At 69.1% G+C, this 16,410-nt stretch carries 19 protein-coding genes; 7 read left to right on the top strand and 12 right to left on the bottom strand.

Annotated elements, in window-relative coordinates:
- Positions 1 to 162: 162 nt before the first annotated feature.
- The 4 genes from ISO16_RS14600 to ISO16_RS14585 are packed head-to-tail and all read left to right on the top strand — an operon-like array spanning position 163 to position 3,300.
- A complete protein-coding gene (locus tag ISO16_RS14600; RefSeq protein WP_072636468.1) occupies positions 163 to 927 on the top strand; it encodes a (Fe-S)-binding protein in 765 nt (254 codons plus the stop codon).
- Positions 924 to 2,426, top strand: a complete 1,503-nt coding sequence (locus tag ISO16_RS14595; protein WP_072636467.1) for a LutB/LldF family L-lactate oxidation iron-sulfur protein — start codon at positions 924 to 926, stop codon at positions 2,424 to 2,426. The genes ISO16_RS14600 and ISO16_RS14595 overlap by 4 nt, the downstream gene beginning before the upstream one ends.
- Complete coding sequence (locus ISO16_RS14590; protein ID WP_072636466.1) at positions 2,423 to 3,046, top strand: LutC/YkgG family protein; 624 nt, start codon at positions 2,423 to 2,425, stop codon at positions 3,044 to 3,046. Before ISO16_RS14595 ends, ISO16_RS14590 begins: the two co-directional genes overlap by 4 nt.
- Complete coding sequence (locus tag ISO16_RS14585; protein WP_139310923.1) at positions 3,043 to 3,300, top strand: WhiB family transcriptional regulator; 258 nt, start codon at positions 3,043 to 3,045, stop codon at positions 3,298 to 3,300. The genes ISO16_RS14590 and ISO16_RS14585 overlap by 4 nt, the downstream gene beginning before the upstream one ends.
- A 52-nt stretch (positions 3,301 to 3,352) precedes the next feature.
- On the opposite strand, the gene ISO16_RS14580 is transcribed toward ISO16_RS14585, so the two are convergent.
- Together ISO16_RS14580 and ISO16_RS14575 are read right to left on the bottom strand one after the other, a co-directional pair.
- Entirely contained in the window at positions 3,353 to 4,984 is a 1,632-nt protein-coding gene (locus tag ISO16_RS14580) for an FAD-dependent monooxygenase (RefSeq protein ID WP_072636465.1), read from the bottom strand.
- 28 nt (positions 4,985 to 5,012) lie between these two features.
- Positions 5,013 to 5,975 (bottom strand): MBL fold metallo-hydrolase, encoded by a 963-nt coding sequence (locus tag ISO16_RS14575; RefSeq protein ID WP_072636464.1) that lies wholly within the window; start codon positions 5,973 to 5,975, stop codon positions 5,013 to 5,015.
- A 128-nt stretch (positions 5,976 to 6,103) separates the two neighbouring features.
- Here ISO16_RS14575 and ISO16_RS14570 point away from each other — a divergent pair, with 128 nt between their 5' ends.
- From ISO16_RS14570 to ISO16_RS14560, 3 genes are all read left to right on the top strand, one after another.
- Positions 6,104 to 6,643, top strand: a complete 540-nt coding sequence (locus ISO16_RS14570; protein WP_029546471.1) for a MarR family winged helix-turn-helix transcriptional regulator — start codon at positions 6,104 to 6,106, stop codon at positions 6,641 to 6,643.
- A 109-nt stretch (positions 6,644 to 6,752) separates the two neighbouring features.
- On the top strand, positions 6,753 to 7,079 hold the full coding sequence (locus tag ISO16_RS14565) for a DUF485 domain-containing protein (RefSeq protein ID WP_006940653.1): 327 nt from the start codon (positions 6,753 to 6,755) through the stop codon (positions 7,077 to 7,079).
- 5 nt (positions 7,080 to 7,084) lie between these two features.
- Entirely contained in the window at positions 7,085 to 8,593 is a 1,509-nt protein-coding gene (locus ISO16_RS14560; protein ID WP_072636491.1) for a solute symporter family protein, read from the top strand.
- A 74-nt stretch (positions 8,594 to 8,667) separates the two neighbouring features.
- On the opposite strand, the gene ISO16_RS14555 is transcribed toward ISO16_RS14560, so the two are convergent.
- The 10 genes from ISO16_RS14555 to ISO16_RS14510 all read right to left on the bottom strand — a co-directional run bounded on the left by ISO16_RS14555 (position 8,668) and on the right by ISO16_RS14510 (position 16,365).
- Positions 8,668 to 8,985, bottom strand: coding sequence for a hypothetical protein (locus ISO16_RS14555; protein ID WP_230304357.1), 318 nt, complete (start codon positions 8,983 to 8,985; stop codon positions 8,668 to 8,670).
- 50 nt (positions 8,986 to 9,035) lie between these two features.
- Entirely contained in the window at positions 9,036 to 10,256 is a 1,221-nt protein-coding gene (locus ISO16_RS14550) for a WXG100 family type VII secretion target (protein WP_072636462.1), read from the bottom strand.
- Positions 10,256 to 10,381: a hypothetical protein gene (locus ISO16_RS28935; RefSeq protein WP_268256875.1), complete on the bottom strand. Its 126-nt coding sequence runs from the start codon at positions 10,379 to 10,381 to the stop codon at positions 10,256 to 10,258. The genes ISO16_RS14550 and ISO16_RS28935 overlap by 1 nt, the downstream gene beginning before the upstream one ends.
- Positions 10,382 to 11,289: 908 nt before the next feature.
- A complete protein-coding gene (locus ISO16_RS14540) occupies positions 11,290 to 11,910 on the bottom strand; it encodes an LON peptidase substrate-binding domain-containing protein (RefSeq protein WP_072636461.1) in 621 nt (206 codons plus the stop codon).
- Positions 11,910 to 12,383 carry a DUF309 domain-containing protein gene (locus ISO16_RS14535; protein ID WP_006940659.1) on the bottom strand — a complete coding sequence of 158 codons (474 nt, stop codon included), beginning with the start codon at positions 12,381 to 12,383 and terminating at the stop codon, positions 11,910 to 11,912. The genes ISO16_RS14540 and ISO16_RS14535 overlap by 1 nt, the downstream gene beginning before the upstream one ends.
- Positions 12,376 to 13,134: an ESX secretion-associated protein EspG gene (locus ISO16_RS14530; protein ID WP_072636460.1), complete on the bottom strand. Its 759-nt coding sequence runs from the start codon at positions 13,132 to 13,134 to the stop codon at positions 12,376 to 12,378. The genes ISO16_RS14535 and ISO16_RS14530 overlap by 8 nt, the downstream gene beginning before the upstream one ends.
- Positions 13,131 to 14,408, bottom strand: coding sequence for a hypothetical protein (locus tag ISO16_RS14525; protein WP_083662342.1), 1,278 nt, complete (start codon positions 14,406 to 14,408; stop codon positions 13,131 to 13,133). Before ISO16_RS14525 ends, ISO16_RS14530 begins: the two co-directional genes overlap by 4 nt.
- Before the next feature lie 297 nt (positions 14,409 to 14,705).
- Entirely contained in the window at positions 14,706 to 15,032 is a 327-nt protein-coding gene (locus tag ISO16_RS14520) for a hypothetical protein (protein ID WP_072636459.1), read from the bottom strand.
- A 14-nt stretch (positions 15,033 to 15,046) separates the two neighbouring features.
- On the bottom strand, positions 15,047 to 15,730 hold the full coding sequence (locus ISO16_RS14515; RefSeq protein ID WP_083662341.1) for a DUF3558 domain-containing protein: 684 nt from the start codon (positions 15,728 to 15,730) through the stop codon (positions 15,047 to 15,049).
- A gap of 32 nt (positions 15,731 to 15,762) precedes the next feature.
- A complete protein-coding gene (locus tag ISO16_RS14510; RefSeq protein ID WP_029546461.1) occupies positions 15,763 to 16,365 on the bottom strand; it encodes a TetR/AcrR family transcriptional regulator in 603 nt (200 codons plus the stop codon).
- Between the last annotated feature and the right edge of the window lie 45 nt (positions 16,366 to 16,410).

Here is a 16,410-nt window from a genome sequence, read left to right as displayed (position 1 = left end):
ACCGCGGCGGGTTCTGTGGTCAGACCACAGGACCGTACACCATGACCCCGGTCACAATCGAGTGCCGGAGGGATCCGGGAGAATTTCGGCCGAGGGGGTGACGCACCGCACCGACCATGCGTTACTGTGGTCTGACCACATAGACCCGATGCGGAGATCCACATGCGAATCGCCCTGTTCGCGACGTGCCTCGGGGACACGATGTTCCCCGGTGCCGTCTCGGCCACCGCCCTGCTCCTCACCCGGCTCGGCCACGACGTCGTCTTCCCCGAAGGCCAGACCTGCTGCGGCCAGATGCACGTCAACACCGGCTACCAACCCGACGCGCTGCCCCTCGTCGAGAACTACGCCGACACCTTCGGCGACACCCACATCGACGCGATCGTCGCGCCGTCCGGGTCCTGCGTCGGTTCCGTGCGGCACCAGCACGAGATCGTCGCCGCCCGCTACGGCTCGCCGGCGCTGTGCGGCCGCGTCGACACGGTGAAGGCGAAGACGTACGAGCTGTCCGAGTTCCTCGTCGACGTCCTCGGCGTCACCGACGTCGGTGCCTACTTCCCGCACCGGGTCACCTACCACCCCACCTGCCATTCGCTGCGCATGCTGCGCGTCGGCGACAGACCGCTGCAACTGCTGCGGGCGGTCCGCGAGATCGACCTCGTCGAACTGCCCGAGGCCGACTCCTGCTGCGGGTTCGGCGGCACGTTCGCGATCAAGAACGCCGAGACCTCCACCGCGATGCTCGCGGACAAACTGTGCAACATCACAGCGACCGGCGCCGAATACTGCAGCGCCGGCGACTCGTCGTGCCTGATGCACATCGGCGGCGGGCTCTCGCGCCTGCGCACCGGGGCCCGCACCATCCACCTCGCGGAGATCCTCGCCTCCGTCGAACCGGCCGTCGCGCCGAAGGGAGTGCCCGAATGACCGTCCTCGGCATGCCCGCCGTCCCCCCGCGCGGCTCCGGCAATCTGCGCGGCACCGAGAAATTCCCCGCCGCAGCGCATCACGAACTCGCGAACACCCAGCTGCGCCGCAACATCGGCAAGGCCACCCACACCATCCGGGCCAAGCGGCTGAACGTGACCGACGAACTGCCCGACTGGCAGCAGCTCCGCGACGCCGGCGCCGCCGTCAAGCGCGACGTGCTCGGCCGGCTGCCGGAACTGCTCATCGAGCTCGAGGCGGCGGTCGTCGCCCGCGGTGGCGTCGTGCACTGGGCGGCCGACGCCACCGAGGCCAACGCCATCGTCACCGACCTGGTCCGCAAGACCGGCTCGGACGAGGTCATCAAGGTCAAGTCGATGGCCACGCAGGAAATCGGGCTCAACGAGCATCTCGAGGACCAGGGGATCACGGCCTACGAGACCGATCTCGCCGAACTCATCGTCCAGCTGGGTCACGACAAGCCGTCGCACATCCTCGTCCCCGCCATCCACCGCAACCGTGCCGAGATCCGCGAGATCTTCCTGCGCGAGATGCCCGATGTCGACCCCGATCTCGACGACAACCCGGCACATCTCGCGGCCGCGGCCCGCAAGTTCCTGCGCCGGAAGTTCATGACCGTGCCGGTCGCGGTGTCGGGCGCGAACTTCGGGATCGCCGAGACCGGCACGCTCGCCGTCGTCGAATCCGAGGGCAACGGTCGCATGTGCCTGACCCTGCCGCAGACCCTCATCACGGTGATGGGCATCGAGAAGCTGCTGCCCACCTTCCGGGACCTCGAGGTGTTCCTGCAACTGCTGCCGCGGTCGTCGACGGGGGAGCGGATGAACCCGTACACGTCGATGTGGACCGGCGTCACCCACGGCGACGGACCGCAGGAGTTCCACCTCGTGCTGCTCGACAACGGCCGCACCGCCGCGCTCGCCGACGGGGTGGGACGCGAAGCGCTGCACTGCATCCGGTGCTCGGCCTGCCTGAACGTGTGCCCGGTGTACGAGCGCACCGGCGGGCACGCCTACGGCTCGACGTATCCCGGACCGATCGGCGCCGTGCTCAGCCCGCAACTCGCCGGCATGGACACACCGGGTGACCCCAACGCGACCCTGCCGTTCGCGTCGAGCCTGTGCGGAGCATGTTTCGACGCGTGCCCGGTCAAGATCGACATCCCGTCGCTGCTGGTCGAACTGCGGCACCAGAAGGTCGAGCACGCGCCGTTCGGGGTCGAGGCCGCGGCGATGAAGGCGGCCTCGCTGGCGATGTCGTCGTCGCGCCGGTGGACGGCCGCGCAGAAGGCCGCCGGACTCGGCCGGCTCCTCGCCGGGAGGAAGGGGAAGATCACGACGCTGCCCGGGCCGCTGGGAGGCTGGACCGAGGCGCGTGATATTCCGGCACCACCGAAACAGACGTTCCGGCAATGGTGGAACTCGGACGAGGGGCGGGCCGCGCTGGCGCAGGCTCGCGAGAAGGGACGACAGCAGTGAGCACCCGGGATGTCATCCTCGGCCGGATCCGTGACGCCCTGACCCTGGCTCCGCCGGAGCCCGTGCAGGTTCCGCGCGACTATCGCACCGGACGCACCCTGCCCGACGCGCAGCGCCGGGAACTGCTCGTGGACCGGCTCGTCGACTACAAGGCACACGTCCGCGAGTGCACGCCCGGCGACCTGCCCGACGTGCTCGCACGGGTCCTCGCGGAGAGGGGTGTGCGGCGCGTGGGGATTCCCGCCGGACTGGATCCCTCGTGGCTGGCGCGGTTCGACGGTGACGTGGTGGTGGACTCGGCCGAGATTCCCGCGCCGGACCTCGGCGCACTCGACGGCGTCGTTACCGCCTCCGCCGTCACGTGCGCCGAGACCGGCACGATCTTCCTCGACGGAAGCCCGGGCCAGGGGCGGCGTGCGCTGACCCTGGTGCCGGACCTGCACGTGTGCGTGGTGCCGCTCGCTGACGTCGAGGTCGGGGTTCCGGAGGCACTGGCCCGGCTGGTGCCGGAGCGGCCCACCACCATGATCAGCGGCCCGTCCGCAACCTCCGACATCGAACTCGAACGAGTCGAGGGTGTGCACGGTCCGCGGACCCTGGACGTGGTGATCGTTGGGTGAGCCTGCTGAGCGAGCACACCCGGCCGGCCCTCGGCTGGCGGTTCCGCGGTAGCTGCCGATCCGCCGGTGAATTCTACTTCTTCGCCCCGGACGACGAACCATCGCACGTCCGGCGCCGGCGCGAGGCCGCCGCGAAGCGGATCTGCGCGAGCTGCCCGGTGCTGACGGAGTGCCGAACCCACGCGATGCTCAGCAGGGAGCGGCACGGTGGGTGGGGCGGTCTGTCGGAGCGGGAACGCCGCACCCGGCGCTGACCGCGGACGCGCTCCCCGGTTCCGTGACCGGGGAGCGCGTACCACCTCTGTGTCACACCGCGGCCACCAGCGGGGCCACGACCCGCCGTCCGGTGGCGGTGCGGATCGCATCGGTCAGCACGGCCGGGTCCGCGGTGTCGACGACCGCGGCGATGTGCGCGTCGGGCCGGACAACCCACACCTCGTGCGCTGCCGCGGAAAGGCTTTCGGCGAGCGCGCCGGTCGCATCGATGTCGTCGATGGCGTGGATCCGAACCGGAGCGCTCGTGGCGTCCAGCGCGAGCGTGCGCAGCGTGGTCGCGTCGACGTCGCGGCCGTGCAGGAGCAGGATTCCCGCCCGGGCCAGCGCACGCAGGCGCGTGGCCCGACCGCACACCGCGACCGGCATGTCCGGCAGCAGAACGCCCGGAACAGGCTGTGGAGCAACACCCCTGGCGGGCCGACCAGCGAAGGGACGGGCCGGGTCCGCGGTGGTCAGTGGCGAGTCGGCATACCAGAACGGTTCCGCGAGGCGGCCCGAGTCGACCTGGGCGCGGGCGTCGGCGTCGTCGGCCGCCGCCTCGAGGATACGCAGGCGGTGTGCGCGCTGCTCGTCGGTCTGCGGCACCAGGAAATCCATTGTCGCGGAGGTGACCTCGATGTTCTCGCGCGCCGCGGCCCGCCGCTCCAGGTCGTAGGTGTCCAGGAGCGACTCGTCGGCCCAGCCGCGCAGCACGAACGCGAGCTTCCACGCGGCGTTCTCGGCGTCGCCGACCCCGGAGTTCAGTCCGCGCGCACCGAACGGCGACACGAGATGAGCGCAGTCGCCGGCGACGAGGACGCGGCCCACGCGCATCCGGTCGACGAGACGAGCATGGAAGCGGTACACGGACTTCCACACGATCTCGTAGGGCAGCTCGGCGCCGATGATCCGGCGGATCCGGCGGTCGAGGGCGCCGCTCTCCGTTTCGGCCTCGAGGTCGTAGTCGCCGGGGACCTGCCAGTCGATGCGGAACGTCGAATCCGGGCACGGGTGGATGAGCACCTGGCGTCCGGGATTCCACTCGGGATCGAAGTAGAACCTGCGCTCGTGTGCCCAGTCGGGGATGTCGGCCTTGATGTCGCAGATGAGGAACTTGTCGTCGAACGTGCGACCCGCGAAGTCCAGCCCGAGGTGCGTGCGGAACCCGTCGGCCCGCGCCCCCATCGTCGCGACCGCGTAGGCGACGGGCACGACGGCGGGACCGTCCGGGGTCGTGCACAGCACGCGTACGCCGGCGTCGTCCTGGTCGATACCGTCGACATGGTGACCCCACCGGACCTCGATGAGCGGTTCCTCGGCGATGCGCTCGTCGAGCAGCTGCTCCGTGCGGGCCTGGGAGATGTTGACGAACGGCGGGAACGCGGAGCGGCCGTTGTCGACGAACGGTTGGGTGAACAGCTTCTCGTCGCGGTAGAAGGTGCTCGCGGTGTCCCACGTGACGCCCTCCGCGGCGACCTGCTCGCCGACACCGACGGCGGCCCACACTTCGAGCACGTCGCGTTGCTGGCAGATCGCCTTCGAGCCGATCGGGTCGCGTTCGGGGCGAGCGTCCAGGACGATCACGCGAATGCCCCACCGGGCGAGCAGCAGGGCGGTGGTCTGCCCGACAGGTCCGTTCCCGAGCACCGCGACGGTGCCGTTGTGAATGTTCCGCACTGTCATCACATTTCCTTCTCGTACCGTGGTGGGGTCAGCTCTGGAGCTGGGCCCAGACCTCGTGGTCGCGCTCGGCGGTCCAGATCACGGGCCGTTCGATGCCGGACAGTTCGTCCCACACCCGGGAGACGTCGAACGGCAGGCAGTGCTCGAAGATCGGCCAGTGCCCATAGCGGTCGAACAGTGCCGCGTGCGTCGCCTCGAACGCCTCCTTCAATGTGCCGCCACGCCGCTGCACGGTCCCTACCTCGGTGAGCATCACGTTCAGGAAGTGCCGGGTCTGCTCGATGGCGGCGTCGACCTCCTCGCGGCCGCGGCTGACCGCGCCGCGCCCGCCGACGAGCGCCTCGGCGCCGAGCGCCTTGATCCGGTCGAGTGTGCCGGTGGACCAGTCGCGGTGGAACGCGTCGCCCGTGTACAGCGCGGCCTGCGCCTCGACGAGATCGCCGGCGAACAGGATCTTCTGCTGCGGCAGCCACGCGACGATGTCGCCCTCGGTGTGGCCGCGGCCGAGGTGCTGGAGTACCAGGTTGCCGCGGTCGCCACCGAGGTCGATGGTGAGCCGGTCGCTGAACGTCAGTGTCGGCCAGGTCAGGCCGGGCACGGAGTCGGCACCCCTGGCCAGACGCGGCATGCGGCCGAACTCGGACTCCCAGTCCTCACGGCCGCGCTCGGCGATGAGGTTGTAGGTGTTCTCGTGCGCGACGATGGTGTCGGCGTCGAAGGCGGACGCTCCCAGCACCCGCACCGCGTGGTAGTGCGAGAGCACGAGGTAGCGCACGGGCTTGTCGGTGTGCTCACGCAGCTTGGCCAGCCAGTCGCGCGCCGCGACCGGGGTGGCGAGCGCCTCGAAGCACACGAGGAAGTCCTCGCCCTCGACAGCTCCGAGGTTGGGATCGCCCTCGGCGGTCAGCGCGTACACCCCGTCGGCGAGAATCTCGAGGGTCTGCTCCTTCTCGCCCAGATCGGCGGAGGAAGCGAAGGACAGTGCGGTCATATGGAACCACCCCCAGTTAGTAAAAGGTTTGAACGAATCTGTGACCAATGTAAGTGGCGTCACACCGGATGTGCAAGCCTTTGACCACTTCGGCACGGTGCATGCGGCGCCACCTCTACGCTGGCGGGGTGAGCGAGCCTGCGGACGACGTGGACAACCTGGACTTTCTGAGCTTTGTCGACTTCGCCGTGCGCAAGACGACGCGCGTCATGCCCGAGGTCGATCCCCAGTCGATGCGGCTCGTGCTCGAACTGACCCGGGTCGCGAGTGCGCTCGTCTACGACCTCGAGTCCACCGTGCACCGCCCGCAGGGCTGGAGCTGGCCCGGCTTCCGGGTGCTGTTCATGCTGTGGTTGTCCGGGCCGAGCGATGCCAAGCGGGTCGCCCAGCTCTCCGGTATGAGCCGCGCCGCCGTGTCCGCGCTGGTCAACACGCTGGAACGGGACGGCCTCGTGACCCGGCGGCGCTCTGAGCGCGACCGGCGCTCGGTCGAGCTGAGTCTGACCCAGGCCGGTGTCGACGCGATCACCAGCACCTACGCGGCGCACAACAAGCGCGAACGGACCTGGACGAGCGTGCTGACCAAGCCCGAGCAGACCATCCTGATCGGCCTGCTGGAGAAGCTCGCCACCGCGGCCGACGACCTCGATATCCACACCCGCGACTGAGTCGCGGCGCCGGAGTACTTGCGCTTTGTGATGGCCCTCACTTACGGTAGGGCGTCCAATCAATCAAAGCATTGATTGATTGATCCCTTCACACCCCATTGAGGTGATCATGTCGCTCGACATCTCCACGGCCGCCGGCGGCGGCACGACCCGGCCGGACGACGCCGGTCTCGACGCCGTCCTCGCCCTTGCTCGGCAACGCCGACGCCTGTCGCTCGGCTCCGCAGCCGTCCTGCTCGCCGTGTTCATGGGCTACATCGTCCTGACAACCTCCACCACGGTCTTGTCCGGCCGCCTCGGCGGACTCGGCATCGCGTACTGGGTCGGGTTCGCCGTCTTCGCCGCGATCCTCGTCGTCGCGCAGATCTACACCCGCTGGGCGCGCCGCATGGACGCAGTCGTCGATGCGCACCTTGCCGCGCTGGAAGGGCGGTGACCGGCATGGGACTCAGCGTCGCGATCGTCGTCGCCATCATCGGTGTCACCCTCGGCATCACCTACCTGGCCGCCAAGCGCAACACCTCCACGGACTCGCACTACGTCGCCGAGGGGCAGGTCGGGCCCGTCGGCAACGGACTGGCCATCTCCGGCGACTACGTCTCGGCCGCTTCGTTTCTCGGTATCACCGGCATGATCGGGATCGCCGGGTTCAGCGGCTTCTACTACGCCACCGCGGTGCCTCTGGCGTACCTGCTGGTGCTGCTCATCATCGCCGAACCGCTGCGCAACCTCGGCCGCTTCACCCTCGCCGACGCCGTCGCCGCCCGGTTCGACGGCCGCGGACTGCGCGCCGCTCTCGCCGTCACCACGATCGTCATCTCCGCGATGTACATGGTGATCCAGTTCGTCGGCGCGGGACTGCTCGTGCAGGCCCTGCTGGGCATCAAGTTCTGGGTCGCCGTCATCGTCCTCGGGCTGCTCATGGTCGTCTACACCATGTTCGGCGGCATGCTCGCCACCACCTGGGTGCAGGTGCTCAAGACCGGGCTGCTGCTGACCGGCACCGCTCTCATCCTGCTCCTGGTGCTCGCGAAGTACGGGCCGAGCCCGCTGCACGTCGTCGAGCCGCTGCCGGACTCGGTCGCGTCGTCGCACCCGCAGAACACCACCAAGACCTTCGACATCATCTCCCAGCAGCTCGCCCTTGCCCTCGGCGTGATGGGTCTGCCGCACGTGATGGTCCGGTTCCTCACCGTCAAGGACGCCCGCGCCGCCCGCAAATCCGGTGTGGTCGCACTGTGGATCTTCAGCGCCTTCTACGTGGTGCTGCCGTTCGTCGGATACGGCGCGATCCGCGCCCTCGGATCCGACGCCATCGCCGCCGCGCATCCGCAGGGTAACCTCGCCGTCGTTCAGCTCGCCGGCGCCCTCGGCGGTCCTGCCCTCGAGGCCGTGATCATCGGCATCACCCTCGCCACGATCCTCGCGGTCCTCGCCGGCGTCGCCATCGCCACCTCCGGAGCGTTCGCGCACGACCTCTACACTCACGTCGTCAAGGGCGGAAAGGCCACCGGTGAACAGCAATTGAAGGTGGCCCGGCTGTCACTGCTCGGCATCGCCGTCGTCGCCATGTTCCTCGCGCTCGGGGCCAAGGGCTTCAACCTCGGCTTCCTCGCCAACGTCGCGTTCGCCGTCGCCGCGAGCACCAGCCTGCCTGTGCTGCTGCTGAGCATCTACTGGCGCGGATTCAACCGCGTCGGCACGACCTGGGCCCTGGTCGGCGGCCTCGCAGTGAGCCTCGGGTTGGTGGCGATCAGTCCCAACATCCTGGGACCCACCGGGCTGATCCACGGGATCGACCCGATCTTCCCGCTCACGATCCCGGCCCTGGTGTCCGTGCCGGCGGGATTCCTGCTGGCCTATGTGGGCTCGCTGGTCGGCCGCTCCCGGCCGGAGGCCGCCGGCACCGACTTCGCCGAGATCGAACGCCTCGCACTCATCGGCCGCTGACACGGCCGGTGTGTCCTTCGGGCTGCCAGGACAGCCCGAAGGACACACCGCCGCGGCCACCACGGGTAGGGGAGCTACTGCCAGGGGACCCGGTAGGACTCCCATTCCTGCCCTTCCGCAGTCGAGGCATGCGGCTGTTCCGGGAACCACCGGAGCCGCGGATTCGCCTTCAGTTCGGCCACCTCCGGTGGAACCGGACGCGCCGTCACCTCGATCTCGGACCACCGGCACTGTCCGGCAGCGACTCTCGACGCATACAGCCGCAACTCGGGGGACGCGTCCGCGGTCGCTGCGAGTTGTTCCATCAATGCATCGTCGACCTCGATGCGTCGGTCCCGGTCGGCGCGGGCGAACCGTCGTGCGCGGATCACGGCGGCTTCGAGGTCGGTCACGGCCTGGTGGATTCGCCGCAGTGGACTGTCGAGGTGCGGCGGCACTTCCCTCATATCGCATCCGCCCACGGGTCCTCACCGACCGAATACGCGCTGGAGGGCTTGTTCACGGGGCCGCTCGCGTCTGCGACGCCGGCGAGGTCGATGGCCACCGCCGCCCTGTGCTCGGTGCGCTCGTGCGCCTCGGTCAGCGGCGCCAGCTTCTGCTCGACCCGATCCTGCAGGACGTCCGCCGGCGACGACAGTGCGTCGAGGAATTCCTTCAGTGCGTCGGCGAGGTCGCGGATCCGGTCCACTACATCGTCGACGAATTCCATCGTGTTCTGAACGATTTTGGTGATCGTGACGATCTGTGCGGCCGTGCCGACGAACGGAGTCTTCTTCAGGAGGAACTTCAACTTCTGCAACGCGTCGTCGAATGCCACTTCTTCTTCGAGCATCTCCTTCAGTGACCGAACCGCCGTGACGATCCCTTCCCGGATCTTCTCCGCAACCAGGTAGCAGGTTTCTTTGATGACGCGTCCGACCGGTCCTTCCCATCGGAGGGCATCGACGATGCGGTCGGCGTAGTCCGTGAACGCCCGGGCGGCCTGCCCGCCCCAGTGGGGATCCAGGGTCCGGACGACGGCGGCGAGGTTCCCGCCGCTGGTCTCTACCGCCTCCCCGGCGATGCGGTAGGCGTCGCCGAGGCGCTCGAGTTCGTTCCAGTTTCCGCTCAGCGGTTCGACGACCTGCGCGATCGGGCTCCACCCGGTCAGCATGTCGATCGCCTCGTCGACATCGCCGAGCCAACCGGCTGCATCCGCGACGACCTGGCGGACGTCCTCGGGGAGGGTTTCGGGGTGACCGAGTTCGATCCGGTCCGGACCGCCATACGGGAAGGTGCCGGGATACGGCCGCGCCGGACCGGGCGCCGGTGTGTCGGGATCGAATGCGTCGACCGACTCCGGGAAGAGCATGTTGGCATTGAGCCGTTCGTAATTCCGTGCCTCGGTGTCGTCGTACATCCACGCGCATCGGTTCAGTTCGATGCTGGTCTTCAGGCAGAGATCGGCAACCTGGAAGTATCGAGATTGTGCCGACGGGAGAACCGCCTGGAACCCGGCCCGGATCGTCTGCAACAGCACACCGTCGAAATTGCCGTTCGGCTCACCGTGGACGGCGAGGTACCGGTTCGCCCGCACAACATCGTGTCCGATCTCCTGCACGGCGACGGCAGCGCCGGCTATCCGGCGTGTGGTGGCGGAGAATTCCTCGTGCGTCCCGGACATCACGATCTCCTCAGCGACGCGACGAGATCATCGATAGAGCTGTCGTCGAGCTGTCCGGCCACACCGCGATCCGCCCGGACGACGAAGACCGCGACCTCCGCTGTTGCAAGGCCGGTGGTGGCCACGACGTCCAATCGCGCTGCCGGCGGGTCACATTCGTCGGTGGGAGGGATGTCGGACACCAGCGCCGTGAGCCGGACTGCCGGGTTTCCGGAAATCTCGAAATGGACGGGTCCAAATAGTTGATCGTCGGCAGTCGTCCCTCGTCGGAGTACATCCATTCGACCGCCCGGACTTCGTGAGCAGCGACGGTCAGGAGGTCGCCCGCGGGGCGCCCCGTGATCCCCACTGCGGCCAGCATCGACATGTCGTCTGCCTCGCAGTACTCCTTCCCGAAAGCGGATGCCGAACCGATCATCATCGCTGCACCGTCCCGGCTTCTCCAGCCCATGACCGATTGGCCCTGCCCGAACCAGCCGGCTGGAGTGGTGTACGTGAGCCCGAACCGTGTCGGTACCGGTTGCGGTTCCCCTTCGGGAACCTCCGGCGGGAGCGGAGCGCGCTCCATCGACGGGAAACCCGGGGGGAGTTCGCGCGGTGGTGTTGCGGCAGTGGGTGACTCGGTGCGTGTCGTCGTGATCGGTGGTGGTGGCGCCCAGCCGGAATCCGGAAGGTCCGGCCTCAGCAGGCTCGCCGCTGCCGATATTCCACCGATGGCCAGCAAGCCCCCCACATACCACAACGCCACCTTGGCCAGCTGAAGGACAACGACGCCCCATTTCGACATTGTTCGATCCCCCCTATCGACGGCAGAACCATACCAGTTGATGTGTTCCGCATGGGGATTGAACTTTTCTGGGCCGCGCAGATACCCGGATCGTCGTGTGTTCGTTCCCGGCTGTCGGGATGCAACCGTCGGCGACGTGCGCGGTCGTCCTGGCAACCGGCGGGGTGCGGCAGCGGTTGACCCGCAGACGCGCGGGTGCGGTCGAGGGAGGTCATGCGCTGTCCGCGAGGCGGTTCGCCCTCGCCCTTACGTACTGTCGAGGCGCCACTGCGCGAGTTGGACAGCGTTCGAGACACATTCGGTCAGCACGGCCAGCCGTTCGGTGGGTCCGTGCGCCGTGAGTACCTGCAGCCGGTCGGCCTCACCCATAGGGACGAAGCGTGCCAGCGCGAACAGCCGGGCACCCGGCTCGTCGGGCAGTTCGGTGATGCTCGGGGGTTCGATCCGGCCGCCCGACAGGCGGTCGAGCAGACCGTACAGCCGGCCGAGCCCCACGCTCAGGCCGGAGAAGTCCACCGGACCGGACTCCGTGTCCGGCCACGGCTCGACCTCCGCCCGCGGATACGGGTCGTCCGGTAGCCAGTCGATCACCCGGATGCGTTCCTCGCCGATGCATTCCAGGAAGTAGCGACCGTCGTCGAGTTCGGTGTCCATCACGATCCGCGCGACCGTGCCGACGTCGTGGCGGGTCTCGCCCCCACCCACCTCGTGGCCTCGCTCGATGAGCACCACGCCGAACCGCGGCCCGTCCGGATCTGCGAGGCAGTCCCGGACCAGCTCGCGATACCTCGGTTCGAACACGTGGAGTGGAAGGGCGTCGCCCGGAAGCAGCGCGGTTCCCAGCGGGAACATCGGGAGCACGGGCATCAGGGCAGCCGCAGCCGCGGTATCGGCGGCGCCGGGATCGGCTCGCCGCGCGCGATCTCCGTCAACAGGTGTTCCGCCCATGCCGCGAGGCCGTCTATGTCCAGCCCGTGCGGCGGCTCGTCCTCGTAATGGCGGATCCGAGCCTCCCCTTGCCGTAGCAGCGACGCGGCCCCGGCCGGATTGTCCCGCAGCAGATGCGTCAGCCCCACGGTGAGCTGCGCCAAGCCCTGCCACAGCGTCCGCTCGTCGGCCGGCGCCGACTTCCACGTGCCTTCCAGCACCTCGTGCGCATGGAACGGATACCCGTGGTCGAGCAGCCGCTGCGCCTCGGTGATCGCCTCGTCGGGCTCGAGCTGCAGGTCCTCCGGGACCCGTTCGACTCCCTCCTCGCCGTAGGGCAACGGGCGCCCCAGGGCGTCGCGCGGGCGGGCGTTCTGCGGTTTGCCGTCGACCGTTCGATCCCGTTCAGCCATGCACCCAGCGTAAACCGGCAGCGCCGACGCGACCCCGCTTCTCGCGCGCCCCGTCGACCGCGTAGGCCAGCTCGTCGCGCAGCAGCTCCGGGGTGGCCGGGCAGACGTGGGTGTGGTGGCCGGTCCGGAACAGGTACCGCCCGTCGCCTGCGACGTCGAACCAGCCGAGATCGGTGACCGGCGTGAAGTTCAGACCGTCCGGTGAGCACAGCACCCGCACGCTGCCCGTTCCGGACCGCGGATCGGTCAGCAGCCGCCGCAACCGGACGGCCGGGGGCGCCTGCGCGGTCCGGAGCACCTGCGTCGGGCGCGCGAACTCCGCCACTTCCGCGGTGGGTGCCGACAGCGCCGGCGCCGTACCCGGGGACGCGCCGGGTAGACACTGTACGACCGCCTCCGCCAGTGTGTGCGCCGCGGTCGCCGTCACGACGAGATCGCCGGCACGTCCCGGATCCTGCCGCGCCAGAACGGCGGAGTCGTGCCTGATGCATCCCCGCAGCCGCAACTGGGAGCCCTCCGAGAACTGCCCGTACACCTCGACGGCGACCTCCGCGTATCGCATCGTCGCTATCGCCGCGGTGAGCCGCTCGTCGGGATTCGTGCGCCGCCACCGGTGGGCCGCCTCGAGGTTCGCGGCGTGCTCGTCCTCCCACAGCGCGGTGGAGCGGTAGCGCAGAGGAAACGGAATCTCGTCGAGTCCCGTCGCGGTCCACAGGGCCAGGAACCGGTCGGGGGTGAGCCGCCACCTCATGCCGGATCGACCCCCAGCACCGGCGGCGCGGTGAGCGGCATCGGACCGACGAGCTCGTTCCCGTTGTCGGCGCCCACCAGATAACTGGGCACCGTGCGGGCGGCCTCGTCGTCGCGCGCAGGACGCGCCGGGGCGCCCAGCATGCCCGGGTACATGCCGCCCAGGCGGCTCGACCCGGCGCGGGTGCCGGCGCCCGACGTCGCCGGGTTCGTCGTACCGTTCGCGACCGGTAGGCCACCCACGGGTCCGAGCCCGCCGGGGCCGGCAGCGCCGGCGCCGCCGCTTCCACCGCCGGCGCCTCCGGACGTTGGACCACCGGGTCCGCCCGGAGGTCCACCCGAACCCGGGTATCGCTCCGGACCCGACGTCGCGCCGGTCGCGGTCGCGGCCGGGGTGGTGGCTGCATGCTCGCCGGCGCCCGGCGCCGGGCCGCCCGGGTCTGCTTCCCCGTCTGTCGCGGAGGTGCCGCGGGACGGAGCGTCCGTGACCTGCCCGTCGTCGGCGCCGGCCGCCGAGGCCGAGGGCCCGGTGCCGGCCGCCGAGGCCGAGGGGCCGGTGCCGCCGCCCCGGCCCTCCGCGCTGCCCGAGGGGTGCCGCGACGGATCTGCCCCGACCGGACCGGATCCTGCCGTCGCCTCGTGCGGCGACGGCAGGACCGGAACCGCCGTGCCGGATTCACGGTAGTGCGGGACGTAGAGCGATTCCATGACGCGTACTGCCTCGGCGTGCGCCGCCTCCGCCGCCCGCGCGAACTCGGTCGTGTCCTGGGGCACCACCACGCCCAGCGGCATCGGAATCTGCGCCGGCGGTGGTGGCACGTTGTTCCGCACAGCCGAAGCGACCTCCGATGCCGCAGCGAGTTTGGTCGACACCGCAAGTAGCGCGGTCACGAGTTGTTCGGTCGACCTCGCGAAGGAGCGGGTCGCCGCCACGGCGCGGCGCGCCGCGTCACCATCCCACCCCTCGGCAATCTTGTTGCAGATCATCTGGGTTCCGAAGATGAAACCGACGCTCATGTCGGTCGCGATCTTGCGCCAGCTCTCCGCCAGGCTTCGCATCGCGCCCGGGTCCATTCTCTGGACGTCTCGATAGATGGCGTCGTGCTCCATGCTGTGGAAGTTCTCGAATGCGGTGGCGTAGTCGGGATCGAAGCTGCCTTCGAGCCGTGCCACCAGTCTGGTGTGCCAGTCCGCCAGCGCGCCGACCCGCTCCGGTACCCGATGCTCGAGCAGCGGTTCGAGCATCGCTGCGACGGGATTCTCGTTCTCCGGCACCCTATTCGGTGCTTCCGCTCACGGTCCCGACGTGCTGCGCCGTGCGTCTTCCGGTGCCGTGCGAAACATCAAGTGACGTGTCCATGGAGTCCCCCCGATTCCGTGGTAGTGCGCAGCATCGTAGCGGACCGTGCGGTCTCGTGGCGAGTCGTGCCGAGGAACGAACGGCATCAGCCATCCGCGACTTTCCCAGTCATACGCTCCCCCAATTGTGTTCGCGGACGACTGGCACCCGCGCGGATACAGCACGACTCGTGGAATTCTCCGGGTTCCGGAGTGATGCGCAGTGGCGGCGGTTCACGCGGAGTCGGTGGTGCCGAGTTGCCGGGCCCAGTCGTAGTCGGCGTCGAGGAAGCCCTGTCCACCGGCGGCGAACGTGTCGCGCATGCGGGAGAGGGCCTCGTGGAATTGGGTGAGCCGCTCGTAGGCGGACTCGGGGGTGCCTCTGGCCTTGGTGAGGAAACCTTTCCGAAGCTGTTCCGCGGACTCGAATCCACCGAAGCTTCCGACTTTGGCCAGGTCTTCCGAATTGTCGATCGCATCGGAGAGTGTCGCGAGCATGGTGTCACAGATGGCGACGATCTCGTCGATGGTATGTGGGTCGAGTCGCAGCGCTTCGCTCACCTCGGGCCTTTCGATCAGTCGTCGATGACGGCGGCCATGCGCGAGGCTGTGTCCTCGAGCCCGGCGCACCATTCGTTGTTCGGGACTCCATTGCCGTGGTCGGGGTGATAGATGCGCGAGATGATGAGAACCCCGTACGACGTCTCCACAGTGACGGCACACGACTGACGCAAGCTCGGGTCGACCTCGAGGAGGGCGCGTCGTCCGTTGATCTCGATGGGAGTGGCGTACTCGGCGACCTTCTCCTGCACCTCGGCGAAGGTGATGTTGCCGGAGTTGAGATTGAGTCCGTAGCGACGGAGAACGCCGGGGATGCGCAGCGTGCCGTGATAGCTGCACCCGAGGAAGGTGTAGTGCGTCGCGGCGAAGTCGCTGATCTCCTCCGACCTCGGGTCGTAGCCCGCCTCGACGAGCACTCGGTCGGGGATGTCGAGGCAGGGGTCGAACGTGACTGGGGGGCGGTCGGATTCGTCGACGATGCGGGGTGTGCGTGTCGTCGTGGTGGTGGCGGGTGGTTCCGCGGGTGCCGCGGGCGTGACGGCGGTGCACGCGCTGACCGCCGCCGCGACGAGGGCGACGATCCATCCGCGAGTGCGCAGGTGTCGTCGTCGCTCTCGTTCGCTCGCTTCCCGGTCGCACGCGACATCGATTGCGGACGCGGACGACCGACAGCCGCGCGAACATTGCCCCCCGCCCATGGACCCCCCGATCCGTCGTGTGGGGACAGATGCTAGCGGACGGCGCCCACGAGCCGGAGGGCGAGATCGGAGTAGAGGTGCGCGAGGGCGTGGGGCTCGTGGTAGCGGCCGGAGGGGTACCAGCGGCAGATGTCGACGCACAGCGACATCAGGGCAAGGGTGACGCCCTCGGTGTCGGGGACGGTGAACTCACCCGAGGCGACGCCGGCGTCGACGATGGTGCGGACGACCTGGGTGGTGCGCCGCCGCAGGCCGGTGATGACGCGGTAGTGCTCGGGCGTCAGGGCGGTGAGCTCGTACTGGACGACGCGGGCGCGGCGATGGTGCTCGGCCTGCCACTCGGCGAACCGGCCGATGACGTTGGCCAGCCGAGTGGTGGCGTCCTCGCCGGGGAGGTCGGCGTCGCGCACGACCTCGAGGGCCAGGTCGTGGCCCTCGTAGCTGATCGCGTAGAGCAGCTCTTCCTTGGACTTGTAGTGGGGATACATCGCGGCCGGGCTCATGTCGAGGCGGGCGGCGATCAGTCTGGTGGTGGTGCCGCCGTAGCCGTTCTCGGCGAACACCTCGACGGCCGCCTCGCGTAGGCGGGCCGCGGCCTTCGATCCGCTGATCACCGCGTCCCTCGATGTGCTCACGTCCTGCTCCCGTTCCTGCTACGGCCCTGGTTGACAAGATAGCGG

The sequence above is a fragment of the Rhodococcus sp. M8 genome, assembly GCF_015654185.1.
GTDB classification, from domain to species: domain Bacteria; phylum Actinomycetota; class Actinomycetes; order Mycobacteriales; family Mycobacteriaceae; genus Rhodococcus; species Rhodococcus aetherivorans.
Note: the sequence above shows the minus strand (reverse complement) of the source record. Positions and strands in the feature narration are given on the sequence as shown.